An 18,482-nucleotide genomic window follows, 5' to 3' on the forward strand; every position below is an offset into this window, starting at 1 on the left:
GTGGAGAGTGATGTGACGTGGCATCAGTTCTCGGCGGGCGCGGGCTCCGCCGAATCACCGAACGGGCGTCAGACGCCCAGCAGGCGCCGGACCGCCGAGCGGCGGCGGGAGGAGTGCTCGCCGTCGGGGCCGTCGGCGGGCCGGAGCGCGGCGACGGCGCCGGCGGCCGCGGCCTGGTCCGCCAGCGGGCGGGCGGCGGTCAGCGCGGCGGCCTCGTCGGCGGTCAGGCCGGCCTCGGTGAGGGCCGCGGCGGCCTCGGCGGCCGGGACGGCGTTGAACCAACGCAGCGCGAGGGCCGCGCGGCCCGCCTCGGTGAGGCGGCCGGTGAGCCGGAGGCGGGCGAGGCCGCCGTCCGGGTGGACGTTGATGCGCACGTGGGTCACCGGGCGGCCCGCGTCGAGCCGGAAGCGGTGCCGGGTGTCGGGCTGCAGGCGGGTGCGGGGCAGGATCTCGAACCACTCGCCGTCGGCCGGGTCCGCCCCGGTCGAGGCGTCGAAGCCGACGAGGTCGGCCCAGCCGGGGGCATTGGCGACGAAGTGGGTGGTGTCCACCTCGGCGGCCAGGGCCTCACCGCCCCCGGCCAGGGCGATCTGCACCCAGTCGTTGGCCTTGTCGCGCCGACGCCGGGTCTCCCAGCCCTCGCCCATGACGGAGGCGCGACCGGGAGCGTTCAGGTTGTGCGGGGAGGAGAAATAGCGGTCGGACGCCGCCTCGGCCACGCCGCCGTACTCCTGGGCGGCCAGGTCGAAGGTGAGGCCGTCCAGTTCGCGCGGGTCGGGCAGCACCTCGCCGTGGACGCGCAGCCGGGCGACGCCGCCGTCCGGGAAGATGTTGAGGCGGATGTGGGTGTAGCGGTTGGCGTCGTCGACGGCGAACTCGTGGGCGGTGTCGCCCTGGAGCGGGGTGCGCGGCACCAGCGTGGTCCACTCGGCGTCCGCCACTTCCTCGGGCGAGGGGTGGCCGGGCACGGAGGCGGCCTCGACGGAGGCGCTCTCCGGGTAGTTGCCGGTGAAGTGGGCGGTGTCCACCACCAGGCCGCGGACCACACCGGCGGCACCGAGCCGGACGATCGCCCAGTCGTGGTCCTGGTCGGTGGGGTGGGGCTGGTCGGCGGAGACGCCGCGGCGGCGCTTGGACTCCCAGCCGTCCATGATCTGGCCCTTGTGGCCGAAGGTGTGCGGGCGGAACTCGGCGGGCTTGGCGACCAGGAGGTTCTCGGCGTCGGCGAAGGTGTCCTCGTTGGTGGCGACGACGCCCGCGCCGAGCAGCCGCGAGGCCAGGTTGACCAGCTCGGTGAAGGGAGCGCTCGGGGTGTCGGCAGTGGTCACGAAGTCTCCTCAGGACGGGCGATCGGACGGGGTGGTGGGGGCGGCGGCGGGCCGGGTAAGCCGGCGGCCGAAGGGCTCGGCCGAGACGTCCACCGCGCGGCCGCGCAGCCAGGTGGTGCGGACCGCGCCGGTCAGCGTCCGGCCCGCGTACGGGGTCACGGGGTTGCGGTGGTGCAACTCGCGGGGGTGGACGGCGAATTCGCCGTCGGGGTCGAAGGCGACCAGGTCGGCGTCGCAGCCCGCCGCGATGGCGCCCTTGACCCCGGTGAGGCCGACGAGTTCGGCCGGTCCGGCGGACATCCAGCGGACCACGTCGGCGAGGCCGTGGCCGCGGCGGCGGGCTTCGGTCCAGATCGCCGGCAGGCCCAGCTGCAGGGAGGCGATGCCGCCCCAGGCGGCCGCGAAGTCACCGCTGCCGCCGTACTCGGGCAGCAGCTTGAGGTCGGGGGTGGAGGGCGAGTGGTCGGAGACCACGGCGATGAACTCGCCGTCCGCCAGGGCCTGCCAGAGCAGGTCGCGGTTGGTCTCGTCGCGGATCGGCGGGCAGCACTTGAAGGCGGTGCCGCCGTCCGGCACCTGCTCGGCCGCCAGGGTCAGGTAGTGCGGGCAGGTCTCGGCGGTGACCTGGACGCCGTCCTCGCGGGCCTGGCGCAGCAGCGGCAGCACGGCGGCGGAGGAGACGTGCAGGATGTGGACGCGGGCGCCGGTGCGCCGGGCGGTGTCGAGCAGGACGGCGACGGCGACGGTCTCCGCGTCGGCGGGGCGGGAGGCGAGGAAGTCGCGGTAGTGGACGCCGGGTTGCTGCGGGGCGGCGGCCAGCACGGCCGGGTCCTCGGCGTGGATGATCGCCAGCGCCCCGAGCCGGGCCTGCTCGGCCAGCGCGGCCTCCAGGTCCGCGGCCTCGACGTGCGGGAACTCGTCGACGCCGGAGGGGGCGAGGAAGCTCTTGAAGCCGAACACGCCGGCCTCGTGCAGCGGCGCGAGGTCCGGGACGTTGCCGGGGACGGCGCCGCCCCAGAAACCGAGGTCGACCCAGGCCTGGCCGTCCGCGGTCTTCCGCTTGGCGGCCAGGCCCTCCAGCGTGGTGGTGGGCGGGACGGAGTTGAGCGGCATGTCGATGATCGTGGTGACGCCGCCGGCCGCGGCGGCCCGGGTGGCGGTGGCGAAGCCCTCCCACTCGGTGCGGCCGGGCTCGTTGACGTGCACGTGGGTGTCGACCAGGCCGGGCAGCAGGGCGGTTTCGCCGAGGTCGGCGAGGCCGCCGTCGCCGTCGGGCCGGTCGCCCGCGAGGAGCGAGCCGTACGCGGCGACCTGCTCGATCTTCCCGTCCCGGATCAGCACGTCGGCGGGGCGCTCACCGTCGGGCAGGACCACCCGTCGGGAGCGGATCACCGCTGGCTGGCTGAAAGGCATGGGAGACCTCCGAAACCTGGAAGTTGGGGGTGGGCGCCGGGCAGGGACCGGGAGGGGAACCGGGCGGGAACCGGGCGGGGAAGCGGGCGGGAACCGGGCGGGGAAGCGAAGGATTGCCGGGAGCCTAGGCCCGCCTTCAACAAAACGTCAATGGAGGAACGTGCGAGGGAAACGCACGGGGGATCCGCGCGCCCCGTCGGCACGGGGGATCGGCCCGAAGATCAGCCGGACAGCAGCTCGCCCGCCAGCCGCTCCCCCGCGACCTCGGCCAGCTCGCCGGCCTTGGTCATGCTGTCCCCCGGCTGCTCCGCGAGGTCGGTGAGGGCGATCGCGGCGGCGAACCCGGCGGCCCGCCACTCGGGCTCGGACAGCTCCAGCCGCCCCGCCACGGCGGCCACCCGAACCCCCGCCCGGGTGGCCGCCGAGGCAACGCCGGCGGGGGCCTTGCCGTGGAGCGTCTGCGCGTCCAGACAGCCCTCACCGGTCACGACGAGGCGTGCCCCACGCACGGCCTCGTCGAAACCCAGCAGTTCGAGCAGCAGCTCGATACCGGGTCGCATGGTGGCGCCGAGCAACGCGAGGGCGGCGAAGCCCACCCCGCCGGCGGCCCCGGCACCGGGGGCGTCGCGCACGTCCCGTCCGGTGGCCAGGGCGACCTGGTCGGCGAAGCGGGTCAGGCCCTCCTCCAGGATCACCAGGTCGGCGCCGTCGGCGCCCTTCTGCGGGCCGTAGACGGCGGTGGCGCCGCGCGGGCCGAGCAGCGGATTGTCCACGTCGCAGGCCACGACGATCTCGACGCCGGCCAGTACGTCGGTCAGCGGGCCGGGCTCGATCCGGTCGAGCCTGCGCAACGCGGCTCCGCCGGGGGGCAGTTCGGCGCCATCCGCGTCGAGCAGGCGGGCCCCGAGAGCCTGGACCATGCCCGCGCCGCCGTCGGTGCAGGCGCTGCCGCCGAGGCCGAGCACGATCCGCTTGGCGCCGAGCGCCACGGCCCGGCCGATCAGCTGGCCGACGCCGTAGGAGCCGGCCGCGAGCGGGGCGGTGCGTCCGCCGGGGAGCCGGGCGAGACCGGAGGACTGCGCCAGCTCGACCACGGCGGTGTCGCCCCGCACGGCCAGCGCGGCGTCCACCGGCAGGCCGGTCGGGCCGGCCACCTTGGCCGGGACGCGGGTGAAGCCGGCCGCGAGCGCGGCGGCCAGGGTGCCCTCGCCGCCGTCGGCGACGGGCAGTTCGCGCACCTCGACGCCGGGCGCGGCGCGCCGGACGCCGGCGGCGATCCGGGCGGCGACCTCGGCACCCTCCAGGGTGCCCTTGAACTTGTCGGGAGCTACGACCACATGGCCCTGGTGGGGGGTGACGGGCATGGTGCGGTCCTCACTTCCGTACGGGGTCTGGCGATGTTTCGACAGCCTGTGCCAAGCATGGGCCCGGGTGCACCTGGGGTGCGACCCCCCGTCAGGAGAAACGCCCCCGGCCGGGAGATGCGCCTCCCGCCGGGAGGGTGCGACTCCCGCCGGGAGGTGCGACCCCCTCCCCGCCGTTCCCCTCGTCCCGCTTCCGACGTACGAGAGGCTCCCCTCGGCGGGGAGGGGGCCAGGCGAGGCGTACCGGCACGACCGAAGTGCCCCCGACAGGGGAGTACGCATCACCGGCTGGATCGACCGGCGGGCGGGCGGATGAGCCCCGGCCCGCCCGCCGGTCGGGTCTGGCCTCCTGGTGGCGCGGGCACGACCGGATGAGGTACACGCCACCAGGAGGAGTTCACGGGGGCCCGAGGAGCCCCGGGGCCTACTTGACCTCGCGGCCCGAGAGGCGCTCGACGCCGCGCAGCAGCGCCGAGTGGTCGAGCGAGCCGTCGCCGTTGGCGCGGGCGGAGGCGACCAGCTGGGCCACCACGGCGCCGACCGGCAGCGCGGCGCCCACGGCGCGGGCGGCATCGGTGACGATGCCCATGTCCTTGTGGTGCAGGTCGATCCGGAAGCCGGGGGCGAACTCGCGGTCGACCATGTTCGCCTTCTTGCGGTTCAGCACGGTCGAACCGGCCAGGCCGCCGCCGAGCACGTCCAGCGCGGCGGGCAGGTCGACGCCGGCGTTCTCCAGGAACACCACGGCCTCGGCGAGCACCTGGATGTTGACGGCGACGATCAGCTGGTTGGCGGCCTTGACGGTCTGGCCGGCGCCGGACGGCCCGACGTGGATGACCGTGGTGCCCAGGACGTCGAACAGCGGCTTGGCCTCGGCGAAGTCCTCGGCGGCACCACCGACCATGATCGACAGCACCGCCTCGACGGCGCCGGCCTCGCCACCGGAGACCGGGGCGTCCAGGGTGCGCACGCCCTTCTCCTTGGCGGCCGCCTCGACCTTCTGGGAGGTCTGCGGGGTGATCGAGGACATGTCGATCACGAGGGTGCCGGGCCTGGCGTTCTCCAGCACGCCGCCCTCGCCCAGGATGGCCTGCTCGACGTGCGGGTCGGCCGGGACCATGGTGATGACGACCTCGGCGTCCTTCACCGCGTCCGCGATGCTGGTGGCGCCGTGACCGCCGACCGCGACCAGGGCGTCGATCGGCGGCTGGGTGAGGTTGTAGCCGGTGACGTGGTGGCCGGCCTTGACCAGGTTGGCGGCCATCGGGCTGCCCATGATGCCGAGGCCGATGAAGGCGATCTTGCGGCTCATCGCGTCGTTCCTTACGTCGTTCGTGGGGTGGGGAGGGTGGGCCGGGCTTGCTCGGCGGCGTGCGGCCCGCCTGCTCGGCGGCAGCGCAGGGCCCGCCTGCTCGGCGCCTACTCAGCGCCTACTCAGCGGCTACTCAGCGGCGCGGTGCTCGCGCGGCAGCCACCCGAAGCTGTCGGCGCTGACGCCGGTGGAGGGGCGGTACTCCAGGCCGATCGGGCCGGTGTAGCCGGCGGCGGTGAGCCGGGCGAAGAGGTCCTCGAAGTCCAGTCCACCGGTGCCGGGCTCGTTGCGGCCCGGGTTGTCGGCGATCTGCACGTGGCCGAACCGGTCGGCGTAGGCGTCGATGACGGCCGGCAGGTCCTCGCCGTTCCTGGCCAGGTGGTACAGGTCGCAGAGGAACTTCGCGTTGCCCAGGCCGGTGGCCGCGTTGACCTTGTCGACCACCTCGACCGCGGCGGCCGCGGAGACCAGCGGGTAGTCCGGGGACTCCGCCGCGTTGAGGGCCTCGATCAGCAGGATCGCGCCGATCTCGTGCGCGGCCCCGGCGGCGAGCACCAGGTTCTCCAGCGCGAGGGCGTCCTGCTCGGCGGCCTCGACGCCTTCGATCCGGTTGCCGTACAGCGCGTTGAGCGCCTTGGCACCGAGCGAGGCGGCGAGCCCCGCGGCGACCGGGACGTTGGCCCGGAAGCGGTCCTGCTCGGAGGGCACCGAGACGGTGCCGCGGGCCCCGAGGGTGAGGTCGTCCAGGAAGTTGAGGCCGGTGAGCCGTACGCCCGCGTCGCCGAAGGCCTTGCGGAGGGTGTCCAGCTCGGCCTCGGACGGGGTGGGCTCGGCGCCGAAGGGCCACCACAGCTCGGCGGCGGTGAAACCAGCGGCCGCGGCCGCGGCGGGACGCTCCAGCAGCGGCAGTTCGCCGAACAGGATCGACAGGTTGACCGTGAAGCTGTGCCGGGAAGCGGCCGTCACGTCACTCACCTCTCACTCTCTTCCGAGATCCGCTACTTCCACGATCCGGAAGAGGGATTCTGCTTGGTGGAAGCATCTCCGGCTCGGCGAGCAGGTGTCAAGACCGCCGCAACGTTTTGTTGAAGAAGTCCGGACGTGAACCCGGAACCCCCTCTCGCCGGCACCGCGGGCGCCGGATCGACCGACCCCCGCCCGCCCGCACCGGCGCTCGCTACAGTGAGCACGTGCGATTGATGGTGGAGTTCACGACAGAACCGTTCGAACTGGACACGTTCCCCGAGCACGCCGCGGCGGCCCGCCAGGTCGTCGACGAGGCCGGCCTGGCCGTCTCGGTCGGCCCCTTCGGGACCGGCGCCGAGGGCGAGGCCGACCAGGTGCTCGCCGCGGTGACCAAGCTGCTCCGGGAAACCCTGACCGCGGGTGCGACCCGGATCTCGGTCCAGGTCAGCGTGCTCGGCGAGGAGGGCGGCACGCCGTGACCGAGCACGTGGAACACCCGCTCGCCCTGGCGATCAAGCCGCTGCTGGACGCCGTCGGCGCGACGCCCGTCCGACTGGACGAGGCAAAGTCCGAGGACGTCGTCCTGGAGTGGGAGGGCACCCCGGCGCTCGCCGTCCGGCTGCCGCACCTGAGCAGCGCCCTGGACCGCCTGCTGGCCGAGATGGCCCGCCAGTTCGACGGCCGCCCGCTGGCCGAGCTGGACCGCGGGGAGAAGCAGCGGGTCGTCGCCCTCCTGGAGGAGCGCGGCGCCTTCACCGTCCGCCACGGGGTCGAGACGGTCGCCTCGGCGCTCGGCGTCAGCCGGTTCACGGTGTACAACTACCTCAACCGCCAGGACGGCTCGAAGCCCTCCTGACCCCGGTCGATCCCCCGGTCGACTCCTCCAGGACCTCCTCCCGGCGGAAACCTTCCGGACAGGCGAACCCCGCCGGCGCGGCCAGTCCGAACCAGCCCCCGGCGGGGCGCACTTGGCGAATCGCACACGAATCGCGCCGGCAACGGCGGCCGGTTCAAAACGTAACCACCAACCGTTCAACAAAGTGTTGACGGCCGGGTGGGGTGGATCTAGCTTGTGCGGGTGGCACCACTCTTCAGGAGGTCCACCCGTGACCAACCACCCCCACACCCTTGACGCCCTGGCCGCGGCCGACACCGCGGACCTGGAAGCCGTTCTGCTGGAGGTCTGCTCCAGCCCCCACTGGGCCGCCGACGTCGCGCGGGCCAGGCCCTGGCCCGACCGGGAGTCCCTGCTCGCCGCCAACGCGGCGGCCGTGGTCGGGCTGACGGTCGCCGACCTGCACGACGCGATGGCCGGCCACGCCCGGATCGGCAAGCCCAGGACCGGCGACGCCACCTCGCAGCGGGAGCAGGCCGGCATCCAGGGCGTGGACCAAGCCCTCCTCGACGAACTGCACGAGGCCAACGCCGCCTACGAGGCCAAGTTCGGCCACGTGTTCCTGATCTGCGCGACCGGCCGCACCGCGGCCACCATGCTCGCCGCCCTGCGCGAGCGCCACCCCAACGACGCCGCCACCGAGGCGGAGATCGTCCGGGGCGAACTGCGCAAGATCAACGACATTCGGCTCAATCGCCTGCTCGACGCGTCCTGACAGGCCCTGGCGGGTCCTGGCGGGCCCCGACGGGCAGATCCTGACGGATCGTTAGCATGCGTTGACGAATGATCACTTCTGCCATCAGTAAGGTCACTTCACCCATGACTGGCATCTCCACCCACGTGCTCGACACCAGCCTCGGCCGCCCGGCCGAGGGCGTCCCGGTCGAGCTCGCACTGCACACCGAGGGTGGCTGGCAGGTGCTCGGCACCTCCGCCACGGACTCCGACGGCCGGGTCAAGGACCTGCCGGCCGTGGAGGCGGGCTCGGTCGTCCGGCTGCTCTTCGACACCCGCGCCTACCACGCGCTCAAGTCCGCGGAGCCGCCGTTCTTCCCCGAGGTCTCGATCGTCTTCACGGTCGCGCCCGCGCAGCACCACTACCACGTGCCGCTGCTGCTCAACCCGTTCGGATACTCGGTCTACCGCGGAAGCTAGTAGACCGACCTGGAAGCCCTAGGAGCCACGTCATGGCCCACGTGCTCGGTCAGAACCAGTACGGCAAGGCGGAGAACCGCATCGTGCGGGTCTACCGCGACTCCACCCGGCACGAGATCAAGGACCTGAACGTCTCGGTCTCCCTCCGGGGCGAGTTCGAGGACGTCCACCTCACCGGGTCGAACGCCAACTGCCTCCCCACCGACACCACCAAGAACACCGTGTACGCCTTCGCCAAGGAGCACGGGATCGAGTCGGCCGAGGCCTTCGGCATCATCCTGGCCCGCCACTTCGTCGACGACACCGAGCGCGGCGTCGTGCACAGCGCCCGGATCCGGATCGAGGAGTACGCCTGGGACCGGATCAAGACGCCGGACAACTCGGCCCGCTTCATCGGCTCGGAGGAGGTCGGCCACTCCTTCGTCCGCAACGGCCAGGAGACCCGCACCACCGAGATCGTCTACGACGGCGAGACCGTCCAGGTCATCTCCGGCCTCAAGGACCTCGTCGTCATGAACTCCACCAACTCGGAGTTCTGGGGCTACATCAAGGACAAGTACACCACCCTGCAAGAGGCGTACGACCGCATCCTCGCCACCCAGGTCACCGCCCGCTGGAAGTACGGCTACGACGGCCGGGACGGCGAGGCCCAGCCCAACTGGAACCGCTCCTACACCCACGTGCGGCGGCACCTGCTGGAGGCCTTCGCCGAGACCTACTCCTACTCGCTGCAGCAGACCCTGCACTCAATGGGCACCCGGGTCCTCAACAACCGCGCCGAGGTGGACGAAGTCCGCCTGGAGCTACCCAACAAGCACCACTTCCTCGTCGACCTGGAGCCCTTCGGCCTCAAGAACGACAACGAGGTCTACTACGCCGCCGACCGGATGTACGGCCTCATCGAGGGCACCGTGCACCGCGAGGGCGTCGTCCCGGTCATCCCCGTCGCCTGACCGCCCCACCCCAATGGGCACCACCCGGAGTCGCCGCACCCGCCGGCCCCCGAACGCCGGCCGCGTCCGGGCGGACAGCAGTACCCGCACCACCAGAACCACCCGTTCCACCAGTTTCTCCACCCCCACCCACCGGAGTTCGTGTCTGCCTCGCGGCGGCCGGCCCGGGGCACTGGAGAAGCGCCCCGAGGGACTCCTGCACCGCCGTCCCGCCCTCGGGGCACCTCCAGCGCCGCGGGCGCGCCGGGAGTCACGGGCACAAGAGGGGCTCGACATGGCACCCAGCGACACCAGCAGTAAAGACGGCGGTTCCACCCCGGAAAGAACCTCTGGCCCGGACGGCACGTCGGCGCACCTCCCCGGTGAGCCGTCCGGGCCCGGAACCCACCCCGTGGACGAGTTGCTGCCCCCGGTGAAGCTCTTCTCCACCGGACTCCAGCACGTCGCCGCGATGTACGCGGGGGTCGTCGCACCCCCGCTCATCGTCGGCGCCGGCGTCGGGCTCTCCCCCGCCGAACTCGCCCTGCTCATCTCGGCCAGCCTGTTCACCGCCGGACTGGCCACCCTGCTCCAGACCCTCGGCATCTGGAAGATCGGCGCGCGACTGCCGTTCGTCAACGGCGTCTCCTTCGCGGGAGTCGCGCCCATGATCGCCATAGCCAAGGAGCACGGCCCGAAGGACGCCCTCCCGGTGATCTTCGGAGCGGTGATCGTCGCGGGGATCCTGTGCTTCCTCGCGGCACCGTACTTCTGCAAGCTCATCCGGTTCTTCCCCCCGGTCGTCCAGGGCACCGTGATCACCCTCATCGGGGTGTCCCTGCTTCCGGTGGCGGTCAACTGGGCGCGCGGCGGCTCGCCGGGCGCCCCCGGATACGGCTCCATGCGGGCCGTCGGGCTCGCCGCGATCACCCTCGTCGCGGTGGTGCTCTGCAACCGGCTGCTGCGCGGCTTCTGGCAGCAGCTCTCGTTGCTCATCGGCCTGGCGCTCGGCACCCTGATCGCCTTCCCGCTGGGCCTGGCCGACTTCGGCGCGGTCAAGGACGCGAAGGTCTTCGCGCTCCCCTCCCCGTTCCACTTCGGCGCGCCCGTCTTCGACGCCGCCGCGATCGTCTCGATGTGCATCGTCATGGTGGTCGCCATGACCGAGTCCACCGCCGACATGCTCGCCCTGGGCAAGATCGTCGAGCGCGAGGCCGACGAACCCACGCTCGCCGCCGGCCTGCGGGCCGACGGACTGGCCACCGCGCTCAGCCCCGTCTTCAACGGCTTCGCCGCCAGCGCCTTCGCCCAGAACATCGGGCTGGTGGCGCTGACCAAGATCCGCAGCCGCTTCGTGGTCGCGGCCGGCGGCGGCATCCTGATCCTGCTCGGGCTCTTCCCCGTGCTCGGGTCGCTCGTCTCCCTGGTACCGCAGCCCGTCCTGGGCGGCGCCGGGATCGTGCTCTTCGGCACCGTCGCGGCGAGTGGCATCCGCACCCTCGCGGAGGCTGGGATGGAGTCCAGCTCGAACACCATCCTGGTGTCCGTGTCGCTCGGCGTCGGCATCATCCCCATCGCGGTGCCGACCTTCTACGACTCCTTCCCGGAGGCCGTCCGGACCCTGATGCACTCCGGGATCTCGGTCGGCTGCGTGATGGCCGTCCTGCTCAACCTGCTCTTCCACCACGCCGGAGCCGCCCGCCGGACCAGGTCCGGCAAGACCTCCGGCGCGACGGTGCCGACGGCGACACCGTCCTGACCGGCCCGGGAGGGGCACACGCCGCGCGGCGCACGCCCCTCCCGGCCCTCCCCCATAGGAGTGACACCATGGCAGTCCAGCCCCCACCCGCCGACCAGCGGATCGTCATCGAGAACGTCGCGATCGCCACCGTCGACGCCGACGACACCGAGTACGCCCGCGGCCACGTGGTCGTCCTCGGCAACACGATCGAGTCGGTCGGCGACGGACCCGCCCCGCAGTGGCTGGACAACGTGGTGCGCCGGATCAACGGCGAGGGCCACCTGATCACCCCCGGCCTGGTCAACACCCACCACCACTTCTACCAGTGGATCACCCGCGGCCTCGCCCAGGACGACATCCTCTTCGACTGGCTCGTCGCCCTCTACCCGACCTGGGCCCGGATCGACGAGAAGCTCGTCCACGCCGCCAGCCAGGGCTCCGCCGCCGCCCTCCTCAACTCCGGCTGCACCACCGCCTCCGACCACCACTACGTCTTCCCCAAGGACGGCGGCGACGTCCTCGGCGCCTCCATCGAGGCCGTCCGGGAGCTCGGCCTGCGGTTCACGGCGCTGCGCGGCTCCATGGACCGCGGCAAGAAGGACGGCGGCCTCCCGCCGGACCACGCGGTCGAGGAGCTCGACGACATCCTCACCGCCTCCGAGGCCGCCGTGGACACCTACCACGACTCCTCCTTCGGCTCGATGCTGCACATCGCCATCGCGCCCTGCTCGCCGTTCTCGGTCTCCACCGACCTGCTCCGCCAGTCCGCCGAACTCGCCCGCCGCAAGGGCGTCCGGCTGCACACCCACGGCTCGGAGACCGCCGAGGAGGAGCAGTTCTGCAAGGAACTGTTCGGCATGGGCCCGACCGACTACTTCGAGTCCGTCGGCTGGCTCGGCGAGGACGTCTGGATGGCGCACTGCGTCCACATGAACGACTCCGACATCGCCAAGTTCGCCGAGACCGGCACCGGCGTGGCCCACTGCCCCTCCTCCAACGCCCGGCTGGCCGCCGGGATCGCCCGCGTCCCCGACATGCTCAGGGCCGGCGTCCCGGTCGGCCTCGGCGTCGACGGCACCGCCTCCAACGAGTCCGGCGAACTCGGCACCGAGCTGCGCAACGCCCTGCTGATCAACCGTCTGCACGGGTCCCCGGCCGCCCTCACCGGCCGCCAGGCGCTGCGGCTGGGCACCATGGGCGGCGCCCGGGTGCTCGGCCGCCAGGACGAGATCGGCTCGATCGAGGTCGGCAAGCTCGCCGACCTCGCGCTGTGGAAGATCGACGGTGTCCTGCACTCCTCCATCGCCGACCCGGTCGCCGCCCTCACCTTCGGCGCCCTGCCGCCGCTGGCCGTGCTGTTCGTCAACGGCAACGCCGTCGTCGAGAAGGGCCAGCTGACCACCGTCGACGAGGACCGGATCGCCCGCGCCTGCGCCCGCGCCGCCAAGGAGCTCGCCGCCCGGCCGCTCTGACGCCCCGCTCCTCCTCCACCCCTGAACTCCGGGCTGCCCAGGGACGGTGCGTGACCCGGACTCCGCAACCCGGCCTTCCCGGCCGGCGCGCGGACCGCAGCCCCGGACCCACGGCGAGGGTCCGGGGCTGCGGCGTGCCCGGGGGCGGGTGACGAGTGACGGATAACAGCGAACAGATGACAGCTGACGAAAGTTGTCATCTGTTATCTGTTCGCTGAAATCTGTTCGCCGTGATTCGCTTGCTGTGATCCGTTCGCCGTGGTGCGTCCGCCGCTACGCGCCCGGTCTCAGGCGGTGCGCCCGAGCGAGCCGAGGTAGGCGCGCCAGCCCCCGTGGTGGGTGATCTCGCGGTGCACCCCCCGCTCCACCTCGCCGCGGGCGAGCAGCATCGACAGGCAGGCGGAGCCGTCGTCGAGCTTGATGACGCCGAGCTCCAACTCCCGCGGCTCGCCGGGGAGGATGACGTCGCGCAGGTGCTCCAGGGTGATCTCGTAGAGCTCGCCCTCGATGGCGGTGTCGACCGCCGGATCGGCGAGCAGGCCCGGGCAGACGTCGTCGATCGAGAAGAAGCGGTAGCCGGGGGCCGTCCGGGCCGGGCCGACCAGCGAGTCGGCGACCTTGGCGTGGAACGGTCCGCCGACCATGGCCTGGCCGTTGAAGAAGATGCGGGGCACGGTTGAACTCCTTACCGGGTACCGGGAAAAAGCCGTTCCGCACGGCGACGAGAGGACAGGTGGAATCGTCGCCGTACGGAACGGAGCAATGGGCCGGCGGGACCGCTACAGCCTGGCAGGCGGCAGCGGCGGCGCCGGCGGATGGATTGGGACTCAGCCCAGCAGGGGAAGCGCGGGGAGGGTCAGGAAGTCCGCGAACTCCTCGGCCAGGGCGACCTGTTCGAAGAGCTGGGCGGCCTCGCGCCAGCGGCCGCCGGCGTACGCGTCCGCACCCAGCTCGGCCAGGAGTTCGGCCAACTCCGCGGCGACCAGGGCGCGGACGAGGTCCGCGGTGGCCTTCTCACCGGTGTCGGACAGGACGACGCCGTTGTGGATCCACTGCCAGATCTGCGAGCGGGAGATCTCCGCGGTGGCGGCGTCCTCCATCATGTTGAAGATGCCGACCGCACCGAGGCCGCGCAGCCAGGCCTCGATGTAGCGAATGCCGACCTGGACGGCGTTGTGCAGCCCCGCGTGGGTGCAGCTGCCGTCGGCGCCGGCGATGTCGAGCAGCTGGGTCGCGGTGACCGGCTCGGAGGGCCCGGGGTGGTCCTTCTGGTGGGGGCGCTCGCCGAGCACCGCGTCGAAGGAGGCGCGGGCGACCGGCACCAGGTCCGGGTGGGCGACCCAGGAGCCGTCGAAGCCGTTGCCGGCCTCGCGGTCCTTGTCCGCCTTGACCTTCTCCAGGGCGGCGGCGTTGACCTCCGGGTCCCTGCGGCTGGGGATGAACGCGGCCATGCCGCCGATCGCGTGAGCGCCGCGTTTGTGGCAGGTCTGCACCAGCAGGCGGGTGTAGGCGGCCATGAACGGCGAGGCCATGGTGACGCTGTTGCGGTCCGGCAGGACGTACTGCTCGCCGGCGTCGCGGAAGTTCTTGACGATCGAGAACAGGTAGTCCCAGCGCCCGGCGTTGAGGCCGGCCGCGTGGTCGCGCAGCTCGTAGAGGATCTCGTCCATCTCGAACGCGGCGGTGATGGTCTCGATCAGCACGGTGGCGCGGACGGTGCCGTGCGGGATGCCGAGCGCGGCCTGGGCGTGGGTGAACACGTCGTTCCAGAGCCGGGCTTCGAGGTGGCTCTCGGTCTTCGGCAGGTAGAAGTACGGGCCGGAGTTGGGGTCCTCGGCGCCCTTGGCGAGCAGCCGGGCGGCGTTGTGGAAGAAGTACAGGCCGAAGTCGAGGAAGGCTCCGGCGACCGGGGCGCCGTCGACGAGCAGGTGGTTCTCGTCCAGGTGCCAGCCGCGCGGGCGGACCACGACGGTGGCGAGTTCGGCGGCGGGCTTGAGGGCGTACGCCTTTCCGGCGGAGGTGGTGAAGTCGATCCGGCCCTCGAAGGCGTCGATCAGGTTGATCTGGCCGCTGACCACGTTCTCCCAGGTCGGGGAGGTGGCGTCCTCGAAGTCGGCGAGCCAGATCCGCGCGCCGGAGTTGAGGGCGTTGATGACCATCTTGCGGTCGGTGGGACCGGTGATCTCGACCCGGCGGTCCTGGAGCGCGCGGGGCGCCTCGGCGACCTTCCAGTCGGCGGCCCGGACGTCGGCGGTGTCGGGGAGGAAGTCCAGCGTGCCGGCTCTGGCGATCTCCGCCCGGCGGGCCTTCCGCCCGGCCAGGAGCTCCTGTCGGCGCCCTTCGAAAGCGCGATGGAGGCCGACGACGAAGGCGACCGCCTCCGGAGTGAGCACCTCCTCCGCCCGGTGAACGCGCGGACCGGCGACAGTGACGACCGGAGCAGCGGGGGAGGCGCCGACGGGTCCCTGTTCTGTAGCCATGGGCAGGACACTCCTAAGCGGTTGAGCCTGGCGAAGGGAGCTCCGGTGGGAACTTCCTTGATCGGAACCCACCTGTCGGCGGGTTCGATTCTGTAAGGTGGAGACTAGTTTCCGCGATACAGAATTTCAACGGTTTGTTGATGTGATCGCCGGGACTCTACTCCTCCCCGACAGCGAAGGGAACGCCGGTGGTTTCGACCCCCGACACAGCATCGACGACCAGCCCGGACCGCGCGACCGGCGGCGTGCAGTCCGTCGAGCGCGCCTTCCAACTCCTGGAGGCGCTGGCCGACTCCGGCGGCGTGGCCACCCTCAGCGAGCTCTCCGCCAGCTCCGGCCTGCCGATGCCGACCATCCACCGCCTGGTTCGTACCCTCGTCCAGCAGGGCTATGTACGCCAGGACACCGCGCGTCGCTACACCCTCGGCCCCCGGCTGATCCGCCTCGGCGAGACGGCCGGCCGGCTGCTCGGCAGCTGGGCCCGCCCCTACCTGGCCGAACTCATGGAGGCCACCGGCGAGACCGCCAACCTGGCGGTACTGGAGGGCGGCGAGGTGGTGTACGTCGGGCAGGTGCAGTCGCGGCGCTCGATGCGGATGTTCACCGAGGTCGGCCGACGGGTGCAGCCGCACTGCACGGGCGTCGGCAAGGCGCTGCTGGCCCAGCTCCCCGAGGACGAGGCGCGCGCCGTCCTGGGCCCCAACCCGCTGCCCGCGCACACCGAGTACACCGTCACCGACCCGCAGGAGCTGCTGCACCAGCTCGCCGAGGCTCGCGAGCGCGGCTACGTGGTCGACGACCAGGAGCAGGAGATCGGCGTCCGCTGCATCGCGCTCGCCGTACCGGGCGCGCCGACGCCCACCGCCCTGTCGGTGTCCGGCCCGGAGGCCCGCATCCGGGCCCTGGAGGAGCAGGCCGGCACGTCCTCGCTGGTGCCGGTGATGCATCACATCGCGACCCGGCTGGGGCAGGTCCTCGCACCCTGACCCGTCGCCACCGCCCGCTTCACGCACGGGAAGTCGATCCGGTCGACTTCCCGTACGTACGCTCCCCCGTTCGGGCGGACGCCGAGCGGGTTGCACCGGCCCCCGGCGCAGGCTCCGCCACCCTGGTGCGGACGCGGCCCGCAGCGGCGCGGGCGGCCGGGGCCCCGGGACAGGGTGGACGACGATGACGTACAGGCGTTCGACAATGCGAGGCGGGTCCGGGCAGGGCGGGTCCAGGCGGGGCGGGTCCGGGCAGGCCAGCAGGCTCCGCGGATTCCGCGCGGCCTCGCTCGTCGCCGCGATGGCGGCCGGCTGTTCGGTGGCGACGCTGACCGCCGGCCCGTCCTGGGCGCTGCGGCGGCCCGAGCCCCGGCCGGCGGTGGACACGGCAGCCCCCACGGCGTCCCGCTCCGATCTGGAGGTGGTCCGGCTCGACCCGGACGCCGCCCCGCCCGGCGGCACCACCACCGTCCACGCCTTCATCGCCAACCGCGGCCCGGACACCACCGCCGCACCGTTCACCGTGCTGGTGACGCTGCCTCCCGGGGTCTCCCCAGTGGGCCCGTACTTCCCCGAGGACTGCGAGGTGCGGCTCAACGGCCGGCAGGTGCGCTGTGTCTTCCCGGCCGGACTGCCCCCGCTGCGCAGCGCGACCGCGCTGGTACCGGTGCGCCTCTCCCCGGACCTGCGGATCGGCAAGCTCACCGGCGGCTCGGTCTCGGTGCGCGGCGTGGACGACCCGGACGAGGGGAACAACCGGCAGCCGTTCGACATCACGGTGGTCGAGACGGCTCCCGGTTCCTGACCCGGAAGCCCCGAAGGCCCTACCGGTACACGCGGACGTAGTCGGCGGCGAAGGTGATCGGGGCGGTGCCCTGCGGCGCCGGGTGGTACTTCCCCGCGCCGACCGACAGGTTGAGGATCAGGTACGCCGACCAGTTGGCGCCGACGCCCTTGCCGTCCGAGAACACCTTGGCGCCGTTGACGTACCAGTCCACCGAGGTGGCGCCGTAATAGGTGCCGATGGTCACCCACTGGTCCTTCGCGACGGCGCCGGCGTCGGTGTAGTACTTGGGGTTGCCGGGGTTGACGTGGTTGGTCAGCTCCAGCAGGTTCGGGTTGTCGGGGTGGTACTCGAAGGAGTCGACCTCCCCGTTGCCGTTCTTCCAGGTCCAGAAGGCCGGCCAGGCGCCGGAGCCGGACGGCAGCTTGACCCGGGTCTCGGCGTAGTCGCCGGTCCTGACCTGGAAGCCCTCGCTGGAGCCCTCGGTGGTCAGGAAGCCGGTGTTCCAGGCCTGCTTGCCGTTCTCCAGCGTGGTGGTGCCGGGCGCGGCGGTGAAGGTGGCGACCCCGTTCGCGACGCTGACGTTGTTCTTGTTCAGCAGGTCGAGCTTGTTGTCGTCCGGGTTGTGGTTGCCGTACTTGTACGCGGTGCTCTTGTCGCCGACCCAGCGCGAGCCCCAGCTGATCGGGCCGTTGAACTCGTCGGACCAGGTCAGCGACTTGCCGGCGACCGGGGATGCGGGGGTGCCGGCCGACGGGCTGGCGGTGGCGCTCGGGCTGCTCGGGCTCGGGCTGCTCGTCGGGGTCGGCTTCGCGGTGGGGGTCGCCGTCGGGGTCGGGGCGGGAGTCGGGGTCGGGGCGGGAGTCGGCTTCGTGGTGGGCGTCGGGGTCGGGGGCGGAGTCGGCGCCGGGGTGCTGGAGACCACCAGCTGCTGCGAGGCCAGGTTGTGCCAGGCCCCGCCGAGGTCCTGCCAGAAGCCGAACTGGGTGTACGTCCCGGCCGGCAGGGCGCGTGCGCCGCTGGTGAAGGACAGGCCGCTCGGGCAGATCTGCACATTGGAGGCGTTGCCCGGGAAGTCGAGGTTCGCACCGGCCGCGTTCCGGACGCCCACGCCGACGGTCTTCGCGGTGAAGCAGGCCGAGGAGTGGAGGGTCAGCGAGGCGGTGGCGGCCTGGTTGGCGACCATGGTCGCCGGGGCGAGCCGGTCCTGGGTGACGGTCGGGGCGGTGGCGGCCTGGGCGCCGGAGACGGCCGGCAGGCCGAGCAGTCCGGCGCCGGTGACGGCGAGCGCTCCGGTGACGGCGAGGGCGGCGTTGCGGCCCCGGTGGGAGGGGCGGGCGTGGCGCGGCGCGCGGCGCCGGGCAGGCTGGTGCATGGCAGTGTCCTCTGCGACGCCTGCGAGGTGAGCTGTCGGATTCGGGCTGAGGCAGCCCGGCCGCCGGTGGAAGCGGCTTCACCCCTAGCCACGGCCCGCACGCGGGAGCGTACGGGCCGGGCGCTGACCTTGGTTCCCCCGCTCCCGTCCGCTGTGGTGCTCGGTTGCCGGCCGGCGGGTGGACAGGACTCGGCGTCCCGGCGGCGGGGGTCCGCGAGGGCGGACGACGGTTGCAGGCTAGGCAGGCCGTCCGTGAACGGACAACCTGCTCGGGCCGGT

Annotated in this window: 17 protein-coding genes and 1 riboswitch; of the genes, 9 read left to right on the forward strand and 8 right to left on the reverse strand. The window is 72.6% G+C overall.

What is annotated here, in order from left to right:
• Positions 1-68: 68 nt before the first annotated feature.
• From alc to AB0O82_RS00430, 5 genes are all read right to left on the reverse strand, one after another.
• On the reverse strand, positions 69-1,328 hold the full coding sequence (gene alc / locus AB0O82_RS00410; protein ID WP_363579246.1) for an allantoicase: 1,260 nt from the start codon (positions 1,326-1,328) through the stop codon (positions 69-71).
• Between the two features lie 9 nt (positions 1,329-1,337).
• Positions 1,338-2,741, reverse strand: coding sequence for an allantoinase AllB (allB, locus tag AB0O82_RS00415; RefSeq protein WP_363579247.1), 1,404 nt, complete (start codon positions 2,739-2,741; stop codon positions 1,338-1,340).
• Positions 2,742-2,962: 221 nt separating this feature from the next.
• Positions 2,963-4,105 carry a glycerate kinase gene (locus tag AB0O82_RS00420; protein ID WP_363579249.1) on the reverse strand — a complete coding sequence of 381 codons (1,143 nt, stop codon included), beginning with the start codon at positions 4,103-4,105 and terminating at the stop codon, positions 2,963-2,965.
• A gap of 424 nt (positions 4,106-4,529) precedes the next feature.
• Positions 4,530-5,417: a 2-hydroxy-3-oxopropionate reductase gene (locus AB0O82_RS00425; protein WP_363579251.1), complete on the reverse strand. Its 888-nt coding sequence runs from the start codon at positions 5,415-5,417 to the stop codon at positions 4,530-4,532.
• Between the two features lie 129 nt (positions 5,418-5,546).
• On the reverse strand, positions 5,547-6,392 hold the full coding sequence (locus AB0O82_RS00430) for a TIM barrel protein (RefSeq protein WP_363579252.1): 846 nt from the start codon (positions 6,390-6,392) through the stop codon (positions 5,547-5,549).
• 224 nt (positions 6,393-6,616) lie between these two features.
• Here AB0O82_RS00430 and AB0O82_RS00435 point away from each other — a divergent pair, with 224 nt between their 5' ends.
• The 7 genes from AB0O82_RS00435 to AB0O82_RS00465 all read left to right on the forward strand — a co-directional run bounded on the left by AB0O82_RS00435 (position 6,617) and on the right by AB0O82_RS00465 (position 12,578).
• Complete coding sequence (locus AB0O82_RS00435) at positions 6,617-6,862, forward strand: thiamine-binding protein (protein WP_079136014.1); 246 nt, start codon at positions 6,617-6,619, stop codon at positions 6,860-6,862.
• Positions 6,859-7,239, forward strand: a complete 381-nt coding sequence (locus AB0O82_RS00440) for a helix-turn-helix domain-containing protein (protein ID WP_363579254.1) — start codon at positions 6,859-6,861, stop codon at positions 7,237-7,239. Before AB0O82_RS00435 ends, AB0O82_RS00440 begins: the two co-directional genes overlap by 4 nt.
• Positions 7,240-7,489: 250 nt before the next feature.
• A complete protein-coding gene (gene uraD, locus AB0O82_RS00445; RefSeq protein ID WP_363579256.1) occupies positions 7,490-7,993 on the forward strand; it encodes a 2-oxo-4-hydroxy-4-carboxy-5-ureidoimidazoline decarboxylase in 504 nt (167 codons plus the stop codon).
• 104 nt (positions 7,994-8,097) lie between these two features.
• The gene (gene uraH / locus AB0O82_RS00450) at positions 8,098-8,433 is read left to right on the forward strand and encodes a hydroxyisourate hydrolase (RefSeq protein WP_363579258.1); all 336 of its coding nucleotides are present in this window, start codon (positions 8,098-8,100) and stop codon (positions 8,431-8,433) included.
• 32 nt (positions 8,434-8,465) lie between these two features.
• A complete protein-coding gene (pucL, locus tag AB0O82_RS00455) occupies positions 8,466-9,386 on the forward strand; it encodes a factor-independent urate hydroxylase (RefSeq protein WP_350875324.1) in 921 nt (306 codons plus the stop codon).
• 274 nt (positions 9,387-9,660) lie between these two features.
• Positions 9,661-11,124, forward strand: a complete 1,464-nt coding sequence (locus AB0O82_RS00460) for a nucleobase:cation symporter-2 family protein (RefSeq protein ID WP_363579260.1) — start codon at positions 9,661-9,663, stop codon at positions 11,122-11,124.
• Positions 11,125-11,192: 68 nt separating this feature from the next.
• Positions 11,193-12,578, forward strand: coding sequence for an 8-oxoguanine deaminase (locus tag AB0O82_RS00465; protein WP_363579262.1), 1,386 nt, complete (start codon positions 11,193-11,195; stop codon positions 12,576-12,578).
• A 287-nt stretch (positions 12,579-12,865) separates the two neighbouring features.
• On the opposite strand, the gene AB0O82_RS00470 is transcribed toward AB0O82_RS00465, so the two are convergent.
• Positions 12,866-13,252: a gamma-glutamylcyclotransferase gene (locus AB0O82_RS00470; protein ID WP_363579264.1), complete on the reverse strand. Its 387-nt coding sequence runs from the start codon at positions 13,250-13,252 to the stop codon at positions 12,866-12,868.
• 153 nt (positions 13,253-13,405) lie between these two features.
• The gene (aceB, locus tag AB0O82_RS00475) at positions 13,406-15,058 is read right to left on the reverse strand and encodes a malate synthase A (protein ID WP_363579266.1); all 1,653 of its coding nucleotides are present in this window, start codon (positions 15,056-15,058) and stop codon (positions 13,406-13,408) included.
• 188 nt (positions 15,059-15,246) lie between these two features.
• Here aceB and AB0O82_RS00480 point away from each other — a divergent pair, with 188 nt between their 5' ends.
• Entirely contained in the window at positions 15,247-16,044 is a 798-nt protein-coding gene (locus tag AB0O82_RS00480) for an IclR family transcriptional regulator (protein WP_363579268.1), read from the forward strand.
• 319 nt (positions 16,045-16,363) lie between these two features.
• Positions 16,364-16,849, forward strand: coding sequence for a hypothetical protein (locus AB0O82_RS00485; protein ID WP_363579270.1), 486 nt, complete (start codon positions 16,364-16,366; stop codon positions 16,847-16,849).
• 19 nt (positions 16,850-16,868) lie between these two features.
• Here the strand turns inward: AB0O82_RS00485 and AB0O82_RS00490 are convergent, their stop codons facing one another.
• Positions 16,869-18,203: a glycoside hydrolase family 16 protein gene (locus tag AB0O82_RS00490; RefSeq protein ID WP_363579271.1), complete on the reverse strand. Its 1,335-nt coding sequence runs from the start codon at positions 18,201-18,203 to the stop codon at positions 16,869-16,871.
• Positions 18,204-18,205: 2 nt separating this feature from the next.
• A riboswitch (cyclic di-AMP (ydaO/yuaA leader) is annotated at positions 18,206-18,372 on the reverse strand.
• Positions 18,373-18,482 lie beyond the last annotated feature (110 nt).

It is taken from the genome of Kitasatospora sp. NPDC088264 (genome assembly GCF_040685715.1).
Classification (GTDB): Bacteria; Actinomycetota; Actinomycetes; order Streptomycetales; family Streptomycetaceae; genus Kitasatospora.